The organism is Acinetobacter sp. 70_2, from assembly GCF_056736115.1.
Genome location: NZ_JBWZIP010000015.1, coordinates 718,277 through 738,492, shown reverse-complemented (window position 1 = coordinate 738,492; position 20,216 = coordinate 718,277). Strand labels below are relative to the sequence as shown.

At 35.8% G+C, this 20,216-nt stretch carries 20 protein-coding genes; 9 read left to right on the top strand and 11 right to left on the bottom strand.

The genetic code is table 11. From position 1 onward, the window contains the following. Nucleotides 1-131 precede the first annotated feature (131 nt). The 3 genes from AC1PJ9_RS12455 to AC1PJ9_RS12445 all read right to left on the bottom strand — a co-directional run bounded on the left by AC1PJ9_RS12455 (nucleotide 132) and on the right by AC1PJ9_RS12445 (nucleotide 1,423). A complete protein-coding gene (locus AC1PJ9_RS12455; protein WP_263613959.1) occupies nucleotides 132-575 on the bottom strand; it encodes an RDD family protein in 444 nt (147 codons plus the stop codon). 269 nt (nucleotides 576-844) lie between these two features. Next, on the bottom strand, nucleotides 845-1,018 hold the full coding sequence (locus tag AC1PJ9_RS12450) for a hypothetical protein (RefSeq protein WP_240061580.1): 174 nt from the start codon (nucleotides 1,016-1,018) through the stop codon (nucleotides 845-847). Between the two features lie 177 nt (nucleotides 1,019-1,195). After that, complete coding sequence (locus tag AC1PJ9_RS12445; RefSeq protein ID WP_263613961.1) at nucleotides 1,196-1,423, bottom strand: hypothetical protein; 228 nt, start codon at nucleotides 1,421-1,423, stop codon at nucleotides 1,196-1,198. Between the two features lie 286 nt (nucleotides 1,424-1,709). On the opposite strand from AC1PJ9_RS12445, the gene AC1PJ9_RS12440 reads away from it, so the two are divergent. Both AC1PJ9_RS12440 and AC1PJ9_RS12435 read left to right on the top strand, forming a co-directional pair. Further along, nucleotides 1,710-2,153, top strand: coding sequence for a universal stress protein (locus tag AC1PJ9_RS12440; protein ID WP_151740140.1), 444 nt, complete (start codon nucleotides 1,710-1,712; stop codon nucleotides 2,151-2,153). A 263-nt stretch (nucleotides 2,154-2,416) separates the two neighbouring features. Then, nucleotides 2,417-4,000 (top strand): ATP-binding cassette domain-containing protein, encoded by a 1,584-nt coding sequence (locus AC1PJ9_RS12435; protein ID WP_311087426.1) that lies wholly within the window; start codon nucleotides 2,417-2,419, stop codon nucleotides 3,998-4,000. A 62-nt stretch (nucleotides 4,001-4,062) separates the two neighbouring features. Here the strand turns inward: AC1PJ9_RS12435 and AC1PJ9_RS12430 are convergent, their stop codons facing one another. Beyond that, entirely contained in the window at nucleotides 4,063-4,494 is a 432-nt protein-coding gene (locus AC1PJ9_RS12430; protein ID WP_311087425.1) for a DNA breaking-rejoining protein, read from the bottom strand. A gap of 382 nt (nucleotides 4,495-4,876) precedes the next feature. Here AC1PJ9_RS12430 and AC1PJ9_RS12425 point away from each other — a divergent pair, with 382 nt between their 5' ends. Then, the gene (locus AC1PJ9_RS12425; protein WP_311087424.1) at nucleotides 4,877-5,575 is read left to right on the top strand and encodes a hypothetical protein; all 699 of its coding nucleotides are present in this window, start codon (nucleotides 4,877-4,879) and stop codon (nucleotides 5,573-5,575) included. A 47-nt stretch (nucleotides 5,576-5,622) separates the two neighbouring features. Here the strand turns inward: AC1PJ9_RS12425 and AC1PJ9_RS12420 are convergent, their stop codons facing one another. From AC1PJ9_RS12420 to AC1PJ9_RS12390, 7 genes are all read right to left on the bottom strand, one after another. Beyond that, nucleotides 5,623-5,754 (bottom strand): hypothetical protein, encoded by a 132-nt coding sequence (locus AC1PJ9_RS12420; protein WP_263613965.1) that lies wholly within the window; start codon nucleotides 5,752-5,754, stop codon nucleotides 5,623-5,625. 227 nt (nucleotides 5,755-5,981) lie between these two features. Then, nucleotides 5,982-6,365: a hypothetical protein gene (locus AC1PJ9_RS12415; protein WP_263613966.1), complete on the bottom strand. Its 384-nt coding sequence runs from the start codon at nucleotides 6,363-6,365 to the stop codon at nucleotides 5,982-5,984. Nucleotides 6,366-6,539: 174 nt separating this feature from the next. Next, complete coding sequence (locus AC1PJ9_RS12410; RefSeq protein ID WP_311087423.1) at nucleotides 6,540-6,821, bottom strand: hypothetical protein; 282 nt, start codon at nucleotides 6,819-6,821, stop codon at nucleotides 6,540-6,542. 189 nt (nucleotides 6,822-7,010) lie between these two features. Beyond that, nucleotides 7,011-7,337, bottom strand: coding sequence for a hypothetical protein (locus AC1PJ9_RS12405; protein WP_311087422.1), 327 nt, complete (start codon nucleotides 7,335-7,337; stop codon nucleotides 7,011-7,013). A gap of 209 nt (nucleotides 7,338-7,546) precedes the next feature. Beyond that, the gene (locus AC1PJ9_RS12400; RefSeq protein ID WP_311087421.1) at nucleotides 7,547-8,017 is read right to left on the bottom strand and encodes a hypothetical protein; all 471 of its coding nucleotides are present in this window, start codon (nucleotides 8,015-8,017) and stop codon (nucleotides 7,547-7,549) included. A gap of 412 nt (nucleotides 8,018-8,429) precedes the next feature. Then, nucleotides 8,430-8,681 carry a hypothetical protein gene (locus tag AC1PJ9_RS12395; protein WP_311087420.1) on the bottom strand — a complete coding sequence of 84 codons (252 nt, stop codon included), beginning with the start codon at nucleotides 8,679-8,681 and terminating at the stop codon, nucleotides 8,430-8,432. A gap of 309 nt (nucleotides 8,682-8,990) precedes the next feature. Continuing rightward, on the bottom strand, nucleotides 8,991-10,226 hold the full coding sequence (locus AC1PJ9_RS12390) for a mechanosensitive ion channel family protein (protein WP_311087419.1): 1,236 nt from the start codon (nucleotides 10,224-10,226) through the stop codon (nucleotides 8,991-8,993). Nucleotides 10,227-10,833: 607 nt separating this feature from the next. Between AC1PJ9_RS12390 and sbnA the strand changes: the two genes are divergently transcribed. From sbnA to AC1PJ9_RS12360, 6 genes are all read left to right on the top strand, one after another. Beyond that, on the top strand, nucleotides 10,834-11,838 hold the full coding sequence (sbnA, locus tag AC1PJ9_RS12385; protein WP_311087418.1) for a 2,3-diaminopropionate biosynthesis protein SbnA: 1,005 nt from the start codon (nucleotides 10,834-10,836) through the stop codon (nucleotides 11,836-11,838). 21 nt (nucleotides 11,839-11,859) lie between these two features. Next, nucleotides 11,860-12,873, top strand: coding sequence for a 2,3-diaminopropionate biosynthesis protein SbnB (gene sbnB, locus AC1PJ9_RS12380; protein ID WP_003652251.1), 1,014 nt, complete (start codon nucleotides 11,860-11,862; stop codon nucleotides 12,871-12,873). Nucleotides 12,874-12,944: 71 nt separating this feature from the next. Then, entirely contained in the window at nucleotides 12,945-14,585 is a 1,641-nt protein-coding gene (locus AC1PJ9_RS12375; protein WP_311088053.1) for an IucA/IucC family protein, read from the top strand. 3 nt (nucleotides 14,586-14,588) lie between these two features. Beyond that, nucleotides 14,589-15,794 carry an MFS transporter gene (locus tag AC1PJ9_RS12370; protein ID WP_311087417.1) on the top strand — a complete coding sequence of 402 codons (1,206 nt, stop codon included), beginning with the start codon at nucleotides 14,589-14,591 and terminating at the stop codon, nucleotides 15,792-15,794. Then, the gene (locus AC1PJ9_RS12365) at nucleotides 15,791-19,318 is read left to right on the top strand and encodes an IucA/IucC family protein (RefSeq protein ID WP_311087416.1); all 3,528 of its coding nucleotides are present in this window, start codon (nucleotides 15,791-15,793) and stop codon (nucleotides 19,316-19,318) included. Before AC1PJ9_RS12370 ends, AC1PJ9_RS12365 begins: the two co-directional genes overlap by 4 nt. Beyond that, the gene (locus AC1PJ9_RS12360; protein WP_311087415.1) at nucleotides 19,311-20,084 is read left to right on the top strand and encodes an HpcH/HpaI aldolase family protein; all 774 of its coding nucleotides are present in this window, start codon (nucleotides 19,311-19,313) and stop codon (nucleotides 20,082-20,084) included. Before AC1PJ9_RS12365 ends, AC1PJ9_RS12360 begins: the two co-directional genes overlap by 8 nt. Nucleotides 20,085-20,216: the final 132 nt, after the last annotated feature.

The window sequence follows — 20,216 nt, the reverse complement described above, 5'->3', positions numbered from 1 at the left end:
AATTAAACTCGAACCTCGAACAACTACCCATTTAGGATCTCCATTAAATAAACTCGCGGCAAGTATAGGTTTTACTCTGCAACACACAAGATTTTTTTTGTAATTTTTTATTAACAAAATATTGACTAAAATTACAGCTCTTTGACCACTACTGTTTTTGCCATTTTGTCATGCCAGCCTTGTTTTTTAGGATCAAATGCGACCCAAATAAGACCAATACAAAATACCAAAATAGATGGAATATATCCGATATAGCGGATTAGAGATTGCATTACAGTTAACTTGTTCCCTGTTTTTTCATCGAGAACTTTTAAACGCATAAGACGTTTTCCAGGTGTACCTGCAAAGTAGAGCCAACATAAAACTGTATATAAAAATGGAAAAGCATAATTTACGATCAGATCAAACCAATAGTTTTGAGGTTTACTACTCATGCCTGTAGCAAATATCAAATCATAATCTCCACGATAAAAGATCCATGCGGCTGGAATAATGGCTAAAAAAAGAATAAGCGTATCAATAATCATTGCACCAAATCGTAACCAGAACCCTGCATATTCGTATTTATAGCTCATGCGTACACCTCACTTTTGTTATTGTTTGCCTTATACCAAAGAGACAACTTCATGTTACTTTCATCGTAAAGGAAATCTTTTTATTTTTAAATACTTGAAGTAATTTTTAATTTTCTATTTTATAGAGAATTGTAATAAAGATTATGAATAGCTATAAATACTTTTATAAATTAAAATAATATAGATCATACTTAGATATTTTATATACACCTCACTCTAGATGAGGTGGTTTAATTATTTTTATTCAGTGAGTGATATATAACAGCTAATTATTTCCAAAACAAAACATCTATTTTAAATTCTTTTTTCAATAATAATGCAGCACAGATTAGTCCTAAGCCAATAATAATCAAAAACAGACTGAGTGTTAATATGCCACCCACTATAGATAAAAAACCTAAAATAGTGATGAGATAAAATAAAACTATAATTAACTTAAACATTTAGTTTATTCAACCATTTACGATAAAATCAACTCATTCTAGCGTTTTTAGCAATAAATACTGTTCTCAAATGTTGAATACACACCTTATTTGTATTAACTCAAAAACAATATGTTAATAATTCTTGCTAAATGTTAATAACACAATGTAAAGCGTGACAAGAATCACATTTATACTTTATTTCACTTCAAAATAGTGTTTTTCAGTAACAAGTTTTATTTTAAGATTTTTATAGAGACGATCTTTTGAGTTTTCCAGTGAAGGTACAACCTTTTCAGCGAACTTATCGTCTGCCATAAGTCGGGCATAAGTTTTATATCCAATCACTAGCTTTTCTGGTTCTTTACCGGTTTGGCGGAATTCTTCAATAAGTTTACTTACTTTCTTTGCTGTTAAATCTGCCATATGATCACTCCCCCTCAATATACTATTTGGTTATACGAGTTCTGTATGACAAAAATATGAAAAGTAATTTATTGTAAAGTTCATCTTAAAAATAAAGTTTTCCATCCACCAATTTTACCGTAATATTTCAATTTTAAAAATACATAAAAATCAAATATATATTTAATTTTTATTTAATTTAACTGCAACTTAATTGAATTGAGTTGTACCTTTAAACAAATGTGTTAATCTTTAAGTAAGAAAAGCTTCATACATATAACAACTTGTAAATAAGAGGAATAACATTATGAATTACCAACATATTATTGTACCTGTGGATGGTTCAGAGATTTCTTTGGCAGCAGCGCGACAAGCTGCTCATATTGCTAAAGCTTTTGGTAGTAAACTTACAGCAATTAGTCTTGTTGCAGTGGATCCGTTTAGTGGTGTTGATTTTTATTACATCTCTCCTGTTGTAAAAGATTATTTTGTTGAAGCACGTGCTAATGCTGAAAAAACACTTGCGAAGGTAAAAGCCTTATGTGCTGAAGAAGGCGTTGATATTGAAACACAAATTATTCAAGGCGAAATCTCATCTGATGGCATTTTAAAAGCTGTTGAAGACTTAAAATCAGACCTAATTGTTATTGGTTCACATGGGCGTAAAGGCTTCCAAAAACTTATTTTAGGTAGTTTTGCACAAGACGTTCTAAACAGTACCAAAATCCAAGTTTTAGTCGTAAAAGAATAATTTATTGATGTTAAGGAAAAGCCTAATCAGTTGATTAGGCTTTTCTACACATAAACTGCGCAAGTTTTACACAGACTAAAAATCGTTATAAAATGTCGTTCTTATACTTTCTATTTTTGTGAGTCACGCCAATGAAGTAAGTCTTTTTTCTCATCAATTTTCTCTTTTTTGATGTGCAAAATAGACTATTTTTTAGTGACTTAACGTCTTTATTTAAAGTTTAACTTTCCTATTTTGTACATCCTGTATTTATGAGGTTTTTTATGACTCAGCAGGCATGTGTAATATCGCAACTCACTTTAGAATTTCCTTCAAAAGTGATGTTTAAAGAATTGAATTTCTCACTTGAGTATCATCAAGTATCCGCTTTAATTGGCCGTAATGGCCAAGGCAAGTCCTTACTTATGCAATTGCTCCAAGAGGTTTCACCCACTGAGGAAATGCACGTCAGTGGTCAAATTACTTGGCAGACAAAGCATGCTTATTTATCTCAATTAACGCGTCTTTTTTCATCCACCATTGCAGAAGCTTTAGACATTGACCATCTCTATAAAGCTTTGCAAAGAGTAGAACAAGGCGAAGCTGAATTCGATGATTATGATTTATTAGAAGGTAATTGGGACCTCCCTTCTGTTTGGGAAGCATTATTGCGATCGGCCCACTTACCAACCGACTTAAACTTTCCTGTGAAACAGTTAAGTGAAGGACAAAAAACCAAGTTAGCGTTAGCAGCGTTATTTTTAAAAACCGACCACTATCTATTGCTTGATGAACCAAGTAACCATCTTGACCAAGATGCTAGAAAGTGGTTGATTCATCACCTCAAGAAGCATCCGGCAGGTGCTCTTATCATTAGCCATGATCTCACTTTACTAAATGAAGTCGACCATATTTATCATTTAAATGAACATGGTTTACAGCACACCACAGGAAACTATGAAAATTTTTATGAGCAATACCAAACGCAGATTCAAGCTTTAGAGCAGTCGGTACATCAACATCAACGTGAAGTTAAGCACATGAAGCAGAAGCAACATGATGTTTTAATGAAAGCACAGAAACGTGAGCGTGCCGGTAACAAACTTCGTGATTCAAATTCACAAGCTAAAATTTTGCTCGACTTTAAAAAAGAACAGGCTGGGCAAAGCTTAGGAGCAATTCAGTCTCAACATCAGCGTCAAATTGATCAAAGCCAGCAAGACTTAAAAAATAAAAAAGTACTTTTGGAAACTGTTAAGCCTCAGCAGTTTGTATTCCCCTCGTTTCAAAAACGCTCAGGAGAAATTCTTAGAGTTCATGGCTTAAAACTTAACTATGGAACCCAGCAGCCCATTAATTTTGCCCTTAAAGCTTCTCAAAAAATTCATTTGATTGGTCGTAATGGTATTGGGAAATCAACTTTGCTTAAACAGATTGTTCAATCTGCTGTAGTGCCCACAGATGAAATTAGCCTATTTGTAAATTGCTTTTATCTCGATCAGAACTTTAGCTTTTTGTTAGACCATTTGTCTGCTGTTGAGAACTTAAGAAACATTAACCCTAATATTTCTGAGTTAGAGTGGAGAAATTTACTAGGTCAACTTAGGCTTCGTGGTGAAAAAGGGACTTATCCTTTAGCTCAACTGAGTGGTGGTGAGAAGTTAAAAGTCGCATTGTTAGGTTTGAGTCATGCAGAGACTATGCCTGAACTTTTATTACTCGATGAACCAGAAAATCATTTGGATATTGAATCAAGAGAACTATTTGCAAATGCTATTTCTAGCTATGAGGGTGCAGTATTATTAGTCTCTCATGATTTAGCTTTTGTTGAAAAGTGCGGAATTCATGAGTCAATTTATTTAACTTAATATATTTTCAGTCTTATATAAAAGCTCTAACTATGAGAGCTTTTATATAAATCTTTTAATTATCACTTTATATTTTTATTATTTAATATTTGAAGATCTAAATTAAAAGATACGGTTCTATTTTTTCGTGCACTATTTCTCATTTGATAAACTTGAATAATATAATCACCATCGACTGGTAGTACGAGTTCTCCTGAAGAACCCATAGTCGAACCTACCAATAATGCCTTATCTTTGCCTGGCTTTTTACCTGGAGCAAAAACATTAACATAAGCTAAATTACTATAACTATTAATGTTAAATTTTAAAACCTGACCACTTTTTGCAAAAACTCGATACCTTACATCATCATAACCCTGAAATTTCCCTGTGAGAGTTGCTTGATCAGAACCTTTTAAAAAGCTTACCTTGTTTTCAACATTTTTAGCCGTCACAGTTAAGGGTAAGGTTGCAATTAATCCTGTTAATAATAAAATTTTAATGATTCTTTTCATTTTTAATCCTCGAAATTCTTTTAAATAATGATAAAAAAGATACGTTTTATTAAATTTTACTTTATGTATAAGTTTGATGAGTAACGTTTGAGTTTGTATATCTTTTAATAGTTGTTCAAAAAATATATGTCATGAAACTTTAACTTGCCAGCTCAGAAAAACCACCTTAGAATCCGCGCAACGAATTTTTAGGGGCTTCATTGTGAGTACTTGCTCGATTGATAAGAATAAATCATCGACTCAGATCTAAGTATCCACTAAAGCTCATTGGCTCTCTTGTGGATTTAAGAGAGTCCCTCCTCTTGCTTTATTTCTTATTTATCTGTCTTGTTGAAAGACGAGTAAATACTTGCATATGCTCCTTGTTGTATTGGAGTCATCAATGCTATTTCTTAATTTTAAAAAATCTGTCGTTTTTTTTAGCACTTGCTTGGCATTTATTTCTAGCTATGCTGGACGACCTATGGTGGTTGATGATGCTTCTTTAGTTCCTGCCCATTCTTGTCAACTTGATTCATGGATGCAGAATAACCCTAAAGACAAAGAATATTGGGTTATTCCTTCTTGCAATATAGGTGGCAATTTTGAGTTTGGTGTAGGTATGGGGCGCCATTTTTCTGATGACACAGGTAATGCGACTTATACAACTGTTCAAGGGAAAACGCTTATAAAACCACTTGAGACAAATAACTGGGGAATTGGCGTTTCATTTGCGACTCAAATTAATAACAACCACACTTCTGAAAAAGATTGGACTGTGAATGTTCCCTTAAGTATTTCTATGCTAGATGACCATTTCTTAGTTCATACCAATGTGGGTTGGCTTAGAGAACATACCACTCACCGCGAGCAAACCACATGGGGTGTGGGAACAGAAACATTCATTACGAAACCTTTAACGTTTACTGCTGAAGTTTATGGAAATGATCGAAATGATTCATTTTATCAGACCGGTATTAAATATATGTTGTACAAAGAGAATGTTCAGTTCAATGCAAGCTATGGTAATCGTTTAAATCAGACCAAAGATGACTCGTTTTTCTCAGTTGGTTTAGTTCTTGTGACTAACCCATTTTTCTAAGTGAAAATGTGATTTAAAAAGCCCATCAATAGATGGGCTTTTCAATTTTATGAGTCTTTATCTAATGAGTGTGGTGTCGTGGTTTTATCTTGCTGCTTGGTATCATTCTCGCCTTGGCAGGCTGCAACAGAGATTGAAACGATTGCTGCTAAACCTAGGGTAGCTATAATTTTAGTCATATCTTACCTCATACAGTTTCCATTGATTAGCTTATAAATACTGGCTATCAATATTACGATCAGCATAGGTTTATAGACTTTTTTGTACTTCTCGCTTAGAAATGTAAATTAGAAAAAATCACCTGTAACCAATTTTTTAATGGCAAAGAGGTGAGAAATTTTAGATGTGGTATGAATTAACGTTTTAGCTCATTACTTTAATTATCGCTCTGTGGTTAAGCTTTTTATTAATTGTAAGAAACACAAAAATCTAGCCGATCATGTTGTTGCTTAAAGCAGGTCCATGAGTCTTTTTCAGGAGCTTCAATAATCTTTTTAGTTTTGAAATCACGATAATAAATAGTCGCATCTTTTAAATTCGATAAATTACTTCCCACAGACACACATGAATCTTCATGAGAACAAATATTTGATTCTTTTATAAATACTTTGCTATTTGGAAAAGTTAATCTTTCAAAGTTAGAACTTAAGTTATTTGTAGAAGAGAGTAAGCAAGACACCGTACTATTTTTACCATTCACTACAAAACAGCTTTTACTGACTTCGAAGGGCTCTTGAGCGAATGTCCCCGTAGCATAAGGCAATAAAAATAATGTAATAAGGCGCTTCATGTTCTTTCTCTCTATTCAAAATTTAGTCCAAAACTGCCTATAAATATTCAGACTACATTTAATTTAGCTGTCTATAATACCTGTATTAAGTTTAGTTAAATATTTACTATTTGATAAATTTTACAAAATATTCAAAAAATTAACTTATAGAATGGTTATGTACTCACTTTAAAGTTATTCGTCTAAAATCTTCCAATCCGTACCAATTTGCGCCAGTGCTGGCAATTCATCACTATTAAAAACATTCTGGTTATCATCAACAGCAAATCGATAAAGTGGTATTGAATCTGCTTGTGTTTTCTTAAAAAAACTAAAATCTTCGGTAATATGTATTAGGTCCGCTGACCGATTATCTCCGCCTATTTTATTTACTCCAGTACCTGATGGTATATGTATATAACTTTCACAAGTTACTTCGATGATATTCCCATTCAAATCTTGATATGAACATTTCATGACTAAGTCCTGTCATAAGTTTTAGAGATGTGTAGAAAAACTTAACATGCTATACAGATAAGTTATGGAAGTTTTTATGATGTAATTGTTTTAAGTATGTATATCGTGTTGAAAACTGAAAGATTTACTATTATGTAAGACTGATAAGAAATTACCCTTTAAAAAAAGCACCGTTACCGGTGCTTATTGTTATTTACATTTCCCATGAGGACTGTTTATTTCTTCTTTTAAAGAATCAATATCCATTTTAATTAATTCTTTATCATTCGTTGCTTCTAGACCAGATTTCTTCATGAAGGCTTTATATTCCTTAAATCTAGTAATAATAAATTCATCATATTGCAGTTCAGATTGCATATAAGTACATTCTATTGAATCTAGCTTTTTCCTTTGCGAACTGGTTAGATTTTTATTCGCATTCTTTTTGATAAAAGCATCTCTTTGTGCTTGAGCTGTATGGAATTTTTCTAAAAGACTATGATATTCCTCTTCAAAAATTGTGCCTGATGCAGCCATAGTATTGGTACAAATAAGTAAGCCCAAGATAAAAAGTCTTAATTTCATAATATGTAATATTCGCTTATCATAATTAAAAACTGCATATTATAAGACTGGCGCGACCAAATAAAGTAAATAAATTATATAAAGAAAACCGCCCCAGAAGGCGGTTGCTGAAATTTTCCAGCGATTATAAAAGTGCGGTGGACACACACTTTTATAGGGTTTTAAACCAGATTTACTTTCTTATTATTTTTCTTATACTCCTCAGAATTAAAATAGTTCACAATCATCTTGGCATTTTCTTCCGACACGGCTTTTTTATTTTCCAGTACTGTCTGAGCTTCTTTTTTTACGTTAAAGTCGGCTGGCACAATACTTGAAAGTGGTGGTAGTTTTGGTTGTCCACCAATCGTGATTCTTTCAATAAAGCTCGCTAGCCACATAATATATTCGCCCTTGTTTTTATATTTAGGCATTAAGCTCATGTCGAGTTTAATTGTACATTCATTTAAAGGTTTACTTAGACATTCTTCAGAATCTATAAAATTGTATTTGAGTTTACAGGGGGTACCCTTTATCTCTTTTCGAATAATGCTGACTAAATTATTCAATTGTTCAATCAGGTTGTCAGAGAACAATTTATCTTCTTCGAATTTTTTATAGACCTTCTCGGCAATTGTTAGAAATTTTGGCATGGGTCCTTCCCTCCTATTCTGACTTTGGTGGTTAATCAGATTTTTAGGGAAGTATGATGGATATATTATTGCAGTATGTAAGTCTTGAAATGCCAAATGTAATCAATAAGAGTGTTCTGAAACCGAGTTCCATAATACGCCACAACAATTGAATAAAATGCAAAATTCATCGCATTTTTGGTGCGGAAAGATTTTATAGTTGGTAATAATTTTGTGAAAAAAATTAAGCTCATCAATAATATTATTTGACTTAGATTTTTTGTGATTTCTTAGCTAAAAATAGAATATAGAAATATTTGAATTATTTTTATTGACTGCCTTGCTGAATAACCAAGTTGCCTAGTCGGGGGACTAGAAAGTTAACCGTGTCTTCAGCAAGGTCTTTTATGGTTATATTTTAGTTTGATGCTGCTTACGCACCGCTTAAAGCTGCTTCAAACATTTCAATAATTGCTTTGGCTCCTTCAGCCTTTTGCCTTGCGTCTTGATCGTCAAAAATAACCGTTTCATCATTGAGTTCACTTACATATCGCCGGGCTTCGTCTAGAGCTCTCCTTAGTTTTTGTATTTTGTGTTTGTTTACGTCTTTGGCAATGGTTGGCGCATATCCTCCACGTTTTGCGTTTTTAAGTTGTCTAGCTCTGTTCTCTATTGCTGTAGCCATTCAAACACTCCAACTCACCTAACAAATTTTAGTAAAGCAACTTTATTGTTTGTTATTCTTAAACATTTAGTATTTTCTTTGTTCAAAGTGTCAAATTTGTTACTTAAGCCTTACTCCTGAAAAGTTTTAGATCGAGTTTGCTCAAAAAATAATCTTTTCTAAGTTATGAATCGCGCATAACTTTATATAGTAAATTTATACCGCTATTTAATAATAATTTTCCAAAAATAATTATAAATTAATGTATAAAAATATTAAAAGAATGCTATCTATTTGAAATTTAAATAAAGATAGCATTCTACTATGTGATTACTCTACAGTTAGTTTTTGAAAATCATGGCCTGAAGGTGCCTGATACACTCTTAAACCAAACTCAGGCAAAATCGCGATAAGATGATCAAAAATATCGGACTGAATTGCTTCATAAGAAACCCATGCAGTGGTATTGGTAAAGGCATAAATTTCTAACGGTAGACCTTCACTCGTCGGTTGTAATTGACGAACAATAAGCGTTTGGTTCTGAGCAATGCCCTTATGCTGACGTAAGTAGAACTCGACATACGCTCTAAATGTTCCAATATTGGTTAAACGTCTTTTGTTATAGCGTGATTGACTACCTAAATGCTTGTTAAATTCGTCAATCTCAGATTGCTTGGCATTGAGGTATTGATCTAATAATAAAAAGTCTTTTAGCTTTTGTTGCTCTTCTTCAGTCATGAAGTGAACACTAGTTTGATCAATATAAAGCGAACGCTTCATACGGCGGCATCCAGCATTACTCATACCGCGCCAGTTTTTAAACGTGTCTGTTACGAGTTTATTGGTTGGGATAGTGGTATAGGTTTTATCAAAGTTCTGAACTGTCACGGTATGCAATGAAATATCAATCACATCACCATCGGCATTCAGCGACGGCATTTCAATCCAATCCCCTATACGTACCATGTCATAAGACGCAATTTGCACGCTCGCGACCAATGACAAAATCGTATTTTGGAAAACTAACATTAATACGGCGGCCATTGCACCGAAGCCAGCAAGCAAGGTAAATACATCCTTTTTAAGGAATGTACCTAAAATCATCAAACCGCAAACAACAAAAATAATGAGTTTAACGAGTTGCAAATAACCTTTAATCGGCTTGTTTCTTGATTTTGGATTACGCTGATAGATTAAATTAAATATATTTAATAATTCACTAATCGTGAGTGCAATGGTCAGGAAAATAAATGCCTGTGCACCCATCTGTACCAAAGCAATGGCTTTCTCAGATAAGTGCGGAACGGTGGTAATCCCATTCATAATGACAATGGCAGGTACAATATTGGCAAATCGCTTAATAACACTATGCTGAGCAAAGACTGACTGGTTAAGTGACTTGATTTTAGTCACTAAATGACGGATTCCCCGAACAATAATTCGCTTAGCAATAAAGTTTGCCAACGCAGCAAATAAAATCAAAATTGTGAGTGAAACTATCATTTCTAGCCAAGGATAGTTGCTTAACTCAGCTTGAAGATCACGATAATAATTAAAAAAATCCAACCCTTTACACCTTAAAACTTTATTTTCAATAATTTTAAAGTGTTCGAGTGTTATAGATTAATACTTGTTTACATATGTCGTCATAAATACAACACGTCTATAATACTTAATCGCTAAATTAGATTAATTTATGGAAATATGATTCACACAGGCAATAAGTGAATCTTCTTTTTTAAATAAAACTTTTCCATTCAACACAGCTTTAGCTTCTTAGCTCCTTCATAAGGAGTTTGTGTTTTATCAAATTACAGCTTTTTTGTTTCAATAAATTTCCCTTTGAATGGAGAATTTTGAGTAAAAAAACTTTCTCCATAAATTATTTACCTTTATTTTTTTGTCCAATAACTCATTTTTTTCACTGTGATCAATTTTTATAAAATAGTAAGTTTCTGCCTATCTGCTTATATTTAAAAACTTTACTAATTTAAGCATTTGTAAAATATACATTTTATTATTCAAAGTATTAGTCTAAAAAATTTAGTGAAAATTCCTATAACACCCCCTGTTTTTTCTTTACAAACAGCAACAATCTTGGAATAAATCGTAATAATAATTTAATTAATAATAATTATCATTTACAACACATAAAAACCTGAGAAGATCTGCCATGATCCATGAAAATATTCTCGAATGCATAGGTAAAACGCCACTATTACAACTATCAAGGCTATTCACGCATCAATCGATCTCAGTGATTGCGAAAATGGAATTGTTAAACCCAGGAGGAAGTATTAAAGACCGTCCAGCATTATTCATGCTACAGGAAGGCTTAAAATCTGGAGTAATTCATAAAGATAGTCATATTGTTGAAAGTTCTTCAGGAAACTTAGCAATTGCGCTTGCAATGGCATGCAAAATATATGGATTAAAATTTACTGCCGTTATTGACCCAAAAATTGCCTCAGCAAACCTACAAATGCTGAAGCTCTACAAAGCCAACATCGAAATGGTCTCTGAAAAAGACCAAAACGGCGGTTATTTAAAAACCCGAATTGACACCGTAAAACGTCTCTGCCAACAACTGCCAAATGCAGTCTGGATTAATCAATATGCAAATCCAAACAACTGGAAAAGTCACTATTTTGGTGAAGCAGAAGAAATCCTAAATCAAATTGATCGCAAGATTGATTACCTCGTGATTGGAGCAAGTACCTCCGGCACGATTATGGGCGTGTCTCGTCGCCTTAAAGAAAAGTTCCCCGAATTAAAAGTCATCGCTGTCGATATTGTCGGCTCTGTGCTGTTCGGTGGTACGTCTGGTCCACGCGAAATTCCTGGCATTGGAGCAAGCACTGTTCCAGCTCTCCTCTCCCCCGATGAAATTGATGATGTCATTTATGTAGATGACTATGAGTCGGCACTCGGGTGCAGAGAACTTCTTGAACATGAAGGAATCTTTGCAGGCGGTTCGAGCGGCTCATCTATTTCAGCCATCAAAAAACTGATTCCAACCATTCCTGATGGATCGTGCGTCTTAACGCTGTTACCCGATCGCGGTGACCGTTATCTCGATCTAGTTTATGAAGATGAATGGTTCGAAATGATCAAGAAGCGTCACTTCAATCGAAACGTACGACGCCAAGAAAACCTTACTTTACAAAATGTTGTTTAACTTTCTCCTTAGGAAATATTCATGAGCAATTTGGCTACCCTTCGCTATTTAAGTCAATCAGATTTATTAAATCTTGGCGCAAATCATAGTAATTCATTTATTGAAGCGATTACTGAAGGTTTAACTCTGCATGCAAATAAACAGTTTGTACAACCCTTAAAACCTTATCTTCGCTGGCAAGGTGCAGACCATATTGCTGACCGTATTATCGCAATGCCTTGTTATTTAGGCGGCAATGACCCGATTGCTGGCATCAAATGGATTGGCTCAAGACAACATAACCCTAAAAAATTCAATATTCCACGTGCTAGCGCGCTGATTGTTTTAAATGACTCAGAAACAAACTATCCGGTTGCAGTAATGGAAGGCAGCTTAATCAGTGCCATGCGAACTGCTGCAATTACGGGTGTTTCGATTAAGTATTTAGCAAAAAAAGACTTTTCTGACATTACTGTGATTGGCTGCGGCCCAATCGCTCAAATGCAGATTAAGACGGTACTTGAGCAATACGCTCAAGTGAAAAAAATACATTTATTTGATGTAAACCCTGAGGCGGCTGAAAAACTCAAAGCATTGTTCTTATCAGAATATCCACATCTAGAAATTGAAATTCATGACAGTGCCAAGTCTGCAATTCAGCAAGCCGATGTTCTCATTACCTGCACAGTCTCAGATAAGCCTTACATTCCTTTTGAGTGGCTTAAAAAAGGCTGCTTTGTTTCAAACATTTCAATTATGGATATTGAGCCTGAAGTCTTCTTAAAAGTCGACAAAGTCATTGTGGATGACTGGGACCAATCAAACCGAGAAAAGAAAGTCATCAACGTGCTGGTTGAAGATGGCTTATTCAGTCGTGAAAAACTACATGCTGAACTTGGCGACATCATTATTGGTCATAAAAACGGCCGCGAACACGAAGATGAAATCATTTTGCTCAACCCAATGGGCATGGCGATTGATGACATTGTCTGCGCTAAGTGGTTCTTTAATGCCGCACAAGAACAAAACGTTGGCACGGTTCTACCGCTTTTATAAGAATAGGAATAACTAAAATGTTAGATCGGATTTACACAGCACAACTACAAAAAACGATAGATGCACTCTACATGGAGAATTATGGAGATTTTAAAAATCATATTTCCTATAAAAAGCCTTATTTGGCAGTTACTCTCAATGATGAGTTGGAGCTCTATTTCAGCTGTTTAAAAGTAGATGGTGTAAATCCTTTCTTTGTTACTCAACCTGAAGTTTTGCTTCATAACCTCTTGAGCAATACAACATCTAAAATTTCTATTTCTGAAGTTTTTAACTATTTAACCCAAGCAACTTGGTGGCCATCGCCACACCATCAAAAAGCGATTGATTATTGGCTAGACAACTTAGTAACTGCTGAAAAAATTCCTCAAATTTTACAGTCAGCCCTTTCATTTTCTTCGCCTTTGATTACGAGTGAATTGCTATCGCTGGTCGCTGATCGTCCATTTCATCCTTTCGCGCACTCAAAAGGTGAACTTGCACCACTCACAACTCAAAAAGAAATTGAGGTGTATTGGTGGGCATTTAAGAAAGATGACGTGATCAATAATATGGAGTCGATTCCTCATAAAGAGCTTCTGTTATCAGAAATTGAGGAAAGTCTGATTACTGACAAAATGGGTGAGCTTTCAGATGACTACATAGCCCTGCCTTTGTTAGAGACTCAACATCGCTATTTAAAGTTTGATGAAAATAAGTACGGCGGTATTGACCTAAACCATGTCACCACCATTGGTTTACCGACATCTTCTTTAAGAACCCTTATTAACAATGCAAACCCTACTCTGCATTTAAAACTCTCGACCAATGCCAAAACATTAGGTGCGATCCGCTCTATGCCGGGCCGTTATTTAATGAATGGGCATACGGCGTATGATTTTTTAAATGAAGTCATTAATGAAACTGCTTTAATAAAAAATCGTCTCTTTTTAAGTAATGAAACGCACTGGTGGGTGCTGGGTAAACAAGAGCCGATTGTAAAAAATTTAGGTGTAATCGGCTGCCAAGTCCGACATTTACCGAATATTTGCCAAGACAAAAACGTCACCCCAATCACTATGTCAGCTTTAAGCTGTACCTATGTTGACCCTTGGGAAACGTTAGGCGTTGAAGGTGACAAATGGACATTACTAAAAGACTTAAGCGTTCATTTTATTCAAACATTTTTAACGCTTTGGGCAAAAGGCATCATGCCTGAATGCCACGGGCAAAACACCATGGTGTGTTATGAAAATAACAAGTTGAAATGCTTTATTTTACGTGACCACGATACCTTAAGAATATGTACCACAGCCATTGAAGAAAGTGGTTTTACTCCTCCGATCTATACCATTGATACCAGCACGCCGAACAATCTTATCTTTAGTAAAAATGAGGACTTATTTAATTACTTCATTACCCTAGGGATTCAAATTAACCTCTACCCGATTGCTCTAGCTACCTTGAAATATACGGATCGTACAGAAAGCGATTTTTGGGAGATGGTTCAAGACATTATTCAAGATTTTATAGAAACCCAACCCATTTCAGAGCGAACAAAATCGCAAATTCAAACTTATCTTTTTGACAATAAGACTTGGCCATTCAAACAGCTACTTACGCCTTTACTTGCGCAAGAAAGCGACTCAACAGGCATGCCAAGTAAAATCGGAACTACGCCAAACCCTTATCACAGCTTATCTGTTTCTAGCTATGAGACCATGGATATCTAAATCATGCGCTCATCTCGCCTAGATCATTTCATTATTTTGCTCTGTCAGTTTTTTTCCACTTTTGGGCTCATGGTGCTTATTCCAATCATGCCGCTTTATATGGAAAAACTGACGGCGCATATGAGTGCTCCCACTATCTGGGCAGGTTTGGCACTCGCGGCTCCGGCTATTGGTAGCTTATTTACAGCACCGATTGTGGGTCACCTATCCGACATATTTGGCCATAAAAAAGCTTTGTTACTTTCACTGGCTGGGTTCTGTATTTCAATACTGCTCATGGCTAGCGCCCAGCATTTATACCTGTTTATTTTCGCGCGAATTTTACTCGGGTTTTGTGGTCTCTCAGTCATTTTAAATGCTTACGTTTCATATCTTTCCAATGAGCAACAACGAGGTGCCGCTTTTGGGCAACTACAAAGTAGCGTAGCGCTCGCTTGCCTATGTGGTCCCGTACTCGGCGGGATATTTATGGATCAATGGCGGGTTGAAGTATTACTCAATGCAACAGCATTTGTTGTGATGACACTCATTGTAATTGCGTCATTTGTACTAACCAAGCCCGTGAAAACCGAGGCGCCAAAAACCAAAGAGAAATCTAAGCTTCCAGCTTTCTTTGATAGAACAATTTTTTCATGGTTAAGCGCGGGCATTTTGGTTCAAGCCGGTGGCTTTGGTTTGGTGTCTTGCTTCGTTTTATACATTAGCGAAATAAGCCAAAGCACTCATTCATCGTTATCTGCTGCAAGTTTAACTGGAACAATTCATGCGCTTTCATGGGGAGCAGCCTTTATTGCTGCAACCTATTGGGGAAAAAGAAATGATGATAAAGGAGATTCTTTTAATAACTTCATTTACGCATCTTTAATTTGCGGTATCACGATTTTCGCATTGATCTGGGTTTCGAATATTTGGCTAGTTCTTGTATTACGACTCATACAAGGCTTTTGCTTTGCAGCCCTGATTCCTTCGATCTTACACACAATTTCTCTAAAAGCTGGCGCTCAAAGCCAAGGAAAAGTGATTGGCATTTCTAACAGTGCCTTTGTCTTAGGACAGCTTATTGGCCCAATCACCATCACGCTCACCTACTCATTTTTCAATATCACCGCGGCATTAATCTGCACCTCACTATTTTTCATCGGTGCGGGGTTAGTGGTGATTTTGAACAGATTCTTAATGGATACAATTTTAGAAGAGGCACAAGAATGAACTCAATTATTACAACAGATGCATGGTCTTATAAACTTTTCGAACAGTACCTGAATACTTTCTTTCGTGAACTTAAAGTGAATCTTGAAGAATGCATTATTCCCTCTCAAAACTCTCCTTTATTCACTCTATATGCAGAGCAACCAGACACCCTGTATTTTGCTTATACATTTAATGCATCTAACACGGTTGTTTATGGCGCAGTTCAGCATCTTTCAACTACGGGTTATCACAGATATCAACGTGGTTTTATTCTGCAAAACTTAAATGACAATACATTTGACTCGCTCACCGACCCTAAACAGTTAGTGAAACTGATTACAGATGAGTTGAATAGTCTATTTAAAGATAAAAACCAAAATAAGAACCTGTACTCCGATATTGCCAATAGTATCGAGAACACAAAATTCTTTTTAGAAAATAGACCGCCTCAAACAGCACTTAAAGCGTTAAGCGGTTTTCAGGCTACTGAGCAAGGCATGTTATATGGGCACCCTTTTCATGTGACCTCTAAAGCCAACTTAGGTTTTTCTAAAGAAGACATGAAAAAGTATAGCCCTGAGTTAGGTGCAAGTTTCCAACTCCATTACTTCGCAGTTCATTCTTCTTTAATCCAAAAACTGGTCAGTGAAGAACAGCCATCTCACCATATTGAAGATGAAGTTTTAGAAAAAGCAAAAGATCGTTTGCAAGAAAACTTAGCAAATTATGAACTTATGCCAACGCATCCATGGCAAGCTAATTTCTTACTTCAACATCCATCTTTAAAGAAACATTTAGACAGCCAAGACGTGATCTACCTGGGAGCTTTAGGTCAAACCGTATGGCCGACCTCATCCGTTCGCACGGTGTGGTTACCTCAATCGAACCTATTCTTAAAACTCTCTATTGATGTGCGAATTACCAGTTTCATTCGTAATAACCCAATGGATGAGATGGAACGCGCGATTGATGCGAGCAAAATTATTATTAATCACAAGATTAATGAGCAATATCCTGACCTTGTAATTCTGCCGGAGTTAGAGGCAAAAACAGTCAAAATTCCAGAGTTAGAAAGTTCATTTGGCATTATTTATAGAGCAGGTCTTACGCCAGAGGTATTAGATAACACCCGAATGCTCGGCGGCTTGGTTGAAGAAAACGAAAACCATGAAATTCCTCTATTAAGCTTTATTCAGCAAGCGGCACCGAATCAAAACTTACAATCAAACAATGCCAAAGACTTCATTACTTTTTGGTGGAAACAGTACGTTAAAGTTTCGCTTATTCCATTAGTTGAGTTGTTTGCAAATAAAGGCATTAGCGTAGAAGCGCATATGCAAAACAGCTTAATGGAATTTAAAAACGGCTATCCACATCGCCTTATTCTTCGAGACATGGAAGGCATTAGCATTGTTCCAGAAATGATAGAAGATGACTCATCTATTTCTGAAGATAGTACCGTTTGGTTCTCTCAAAAAGATGCTTGGACCTTTTTAAAATATTACCTCGTGATCAATCACATTGCTCATCTCATCAGTGCAATTGCACGCGTTACAGCCATTGAAGAATCTGAACTTTGGCAAGCCACCCGTCTTACCCTCACACAAGAAAACTTTAGCGGCAAAGGCCAACAGTACCGCGACTTATTAATTCATTCACTCACATTACCAATCAAGGCAAATATGTTAAATACGCTCTACCACAGTGGTGGCAATCCTATCTGGATTGAAGTTGAAAACCCTATTTATAAATATCGCGGCGCAGAAGCACTTTGCCCTCTTCAACCAACCCAACAAACCAATTATAAAACTCTTGCGGAAAATCGCGTGATTGGCCAATTATTAGAAGCACTCATTTTTGAAAATACTTTTAAATACGAATTTTCTAAAGGTCAAATCAAGTTCTATATTTCCGATACCGTCTTTTATACCTGTGCGGCTAAACGACACTTTAGTTTTAAACGAATTAAGTTAGATCCTTCAAGCTTAATCCGTTCTGATATTACGTTAGACGCTGAAACTCGCCCTAACTTAAAAACGCTACTTGCCGATCTAAAAAATATTATTGAAGCTGACCCAGTTAAATGGCAAAACTTTAATGATGAACTCAATTTAACTTACGTTAAACATGCGCAAACTTTGAGCCAAGTACCTGCCCAACCTTTAAGAACTTTGCCTTACCTAGAACAAGAAGCACGAATTACCAATGCGCATTTATATCATCCAAGTTTTAAATCTCGTATCGGCTTCGATTTAAAAGAAAATCAAAAATATGCACCAGAGCTTTCTGAAGGTTTTACGGTTCAATGGGTGGCGACTCATAACAGTTTATGCAAACTGGTTTTAAGTGAAACCATTAACTTAGAACAGCTCTATAAGCAGCATTTTTCAGAAAAAGATCTACAAACTATTAATGATCAATTGAAAGAGCAAAATGTAGATTTTAAAGATTATATCCTCACCCCAATTCACCCATGGCAGTGGGATAAAATTATTGAACTGTATTATCAAGATGCGATTAGCAACCAACTAATCATCCCTTTAGACATTGAAGGTCCAACTTATTTACCACAACAGTCGATTCGAACCTTATCGAATATTAGTGATATCTCGGCGCTTTCTCTCAAGTTGGCAATGAACTTAGTCAATACTTCTACCTCTCGTGTATTAGCACCGCATACCGTTCAAAATGCTGCGAAAATGAGTGACTGGCTTTATAACATTGTTGAGCAAGATCATATTTTAGAAAAACAGCGCAAGCCTGTTATTTTAAGAGAGATTGGCGGTCTTTCAGTTAACCAGCCGATTGCTTTACCTGTTCAATACGGCGCACTCGCCTGCATTTGGCGCGAAAGTATTTACAGCTACTTAAAAGATGGTGAATCAGCAACTCCTGTAACGGGTCTAATGCAAGTTGATATTGACCAAAAACCTCTCATTGATGAGTGGATTCAAGAATACGGTATTGAGTTCTGGTTAGAAAAATTACTCACCAATGCTTATCTACCAATCATGCATATTTTATGGTGCCACGGCCTCGCTTTAGAGTCACATGCACAAAACATGGTACTGATTCATAAAAATGGCTTACCAGTTAAAGCGGCTTTGAAAGATTTCCACGATGGTATCCGTTTCAGTCGTCATCTTTTACGTGAGCCAGAACTTTTACCAAACTTGCAAGATGCACCAAAGGAACATGCCAAAATTAACCCGAACTCTTTCTTAGAGACCCACTCTCCAAATGAGCTCAGAGACTTTACTCAAGACGCGCTTTGGTTTGTAAATCTGGCAGAGTTAGCAATTTTCTTAAATGAACATTATGGCTTCGATGAAATCAAATTCTGGACCATGTTAAGAACTATCATTAATCAGCATAAAGAAGCTCACCCAGAGTTTGCTGAGCGATATGAATTGTTTAACTTTACAGATGACACTATCGATATTGAACAGCTCGCAAGCCGCCGCTTCCTTCCGGAAATTCGCTTAAGAGTACAAACCACACCGAACCCGCTTAGTCTCATTAAGGAAATTGAATATGAATAGGCATTCGATTTCTTTTAAGAAACGAATAGCAAATGGTGAGATGCTCTACGGAATATTTTGTTCCGTAGCTTCTCCGATTAATGTTGAACAACTGGCACTTGCGGGCTATGACTTTATTATTATCGACTTGGAACATACTTTATTTAGTACGTCTCAAGTCGAGACCATGATTTTAGCCGCTAGAACCATGAATCTTGATGTCTTTGTGAGGGTGCCTTTAAGCGCGAACCACCTAATACTACCTCTGCTCGATGCAGGGGTAACAGGCATTGTGTTTCCACGTATTGAAAATGCTAAACAGGCGCAAGAGGCTGTGAACTATTGCCACTATTTGCCGCTTGGGCAAAGAGGACTAAACTCAACAAGATTAAATCGATATGGCATGGATGATTTAGCGAGTTTTGTTCAACACGCAGCAAACGAAACGGTTGTCATTGCTATGATTGAAAGCTTAGAAGGACTAGAGCAGCTAGATGAAATTTTAAAAGTTGAAGGTATCGATATTATTCTTGAAGGTGCTGCCGATCTTTCTCAATCGATGGGAATGCCGTGGAAAACCAGCCATCCAATGGTGAAAGAAAAAGTTCAGGAAATTTATACAAAGACAAAAAATAGTCAAAAGCATTTCTGCGCCATTCCTCGACAACCTGAAGATATCGCGGCATGGAAACAGCAAGCTGTTCAGCTTTTTGTACTCGGCGATGACCGCAGCATTATTCGCCGTGCCCATCAAAACCATCTAAATACCTTTAAGGACAACTCATAACTGTTAAGATTTTTTTAGGGGAATAAAAGCCCATTCCCCTAATTCATTGAATAAATTTCAAATATATTATTTTAAAGCAATTAATAATATTGTTAATTACAATGATTCTCATTTATAATTCGGTCAATTTAA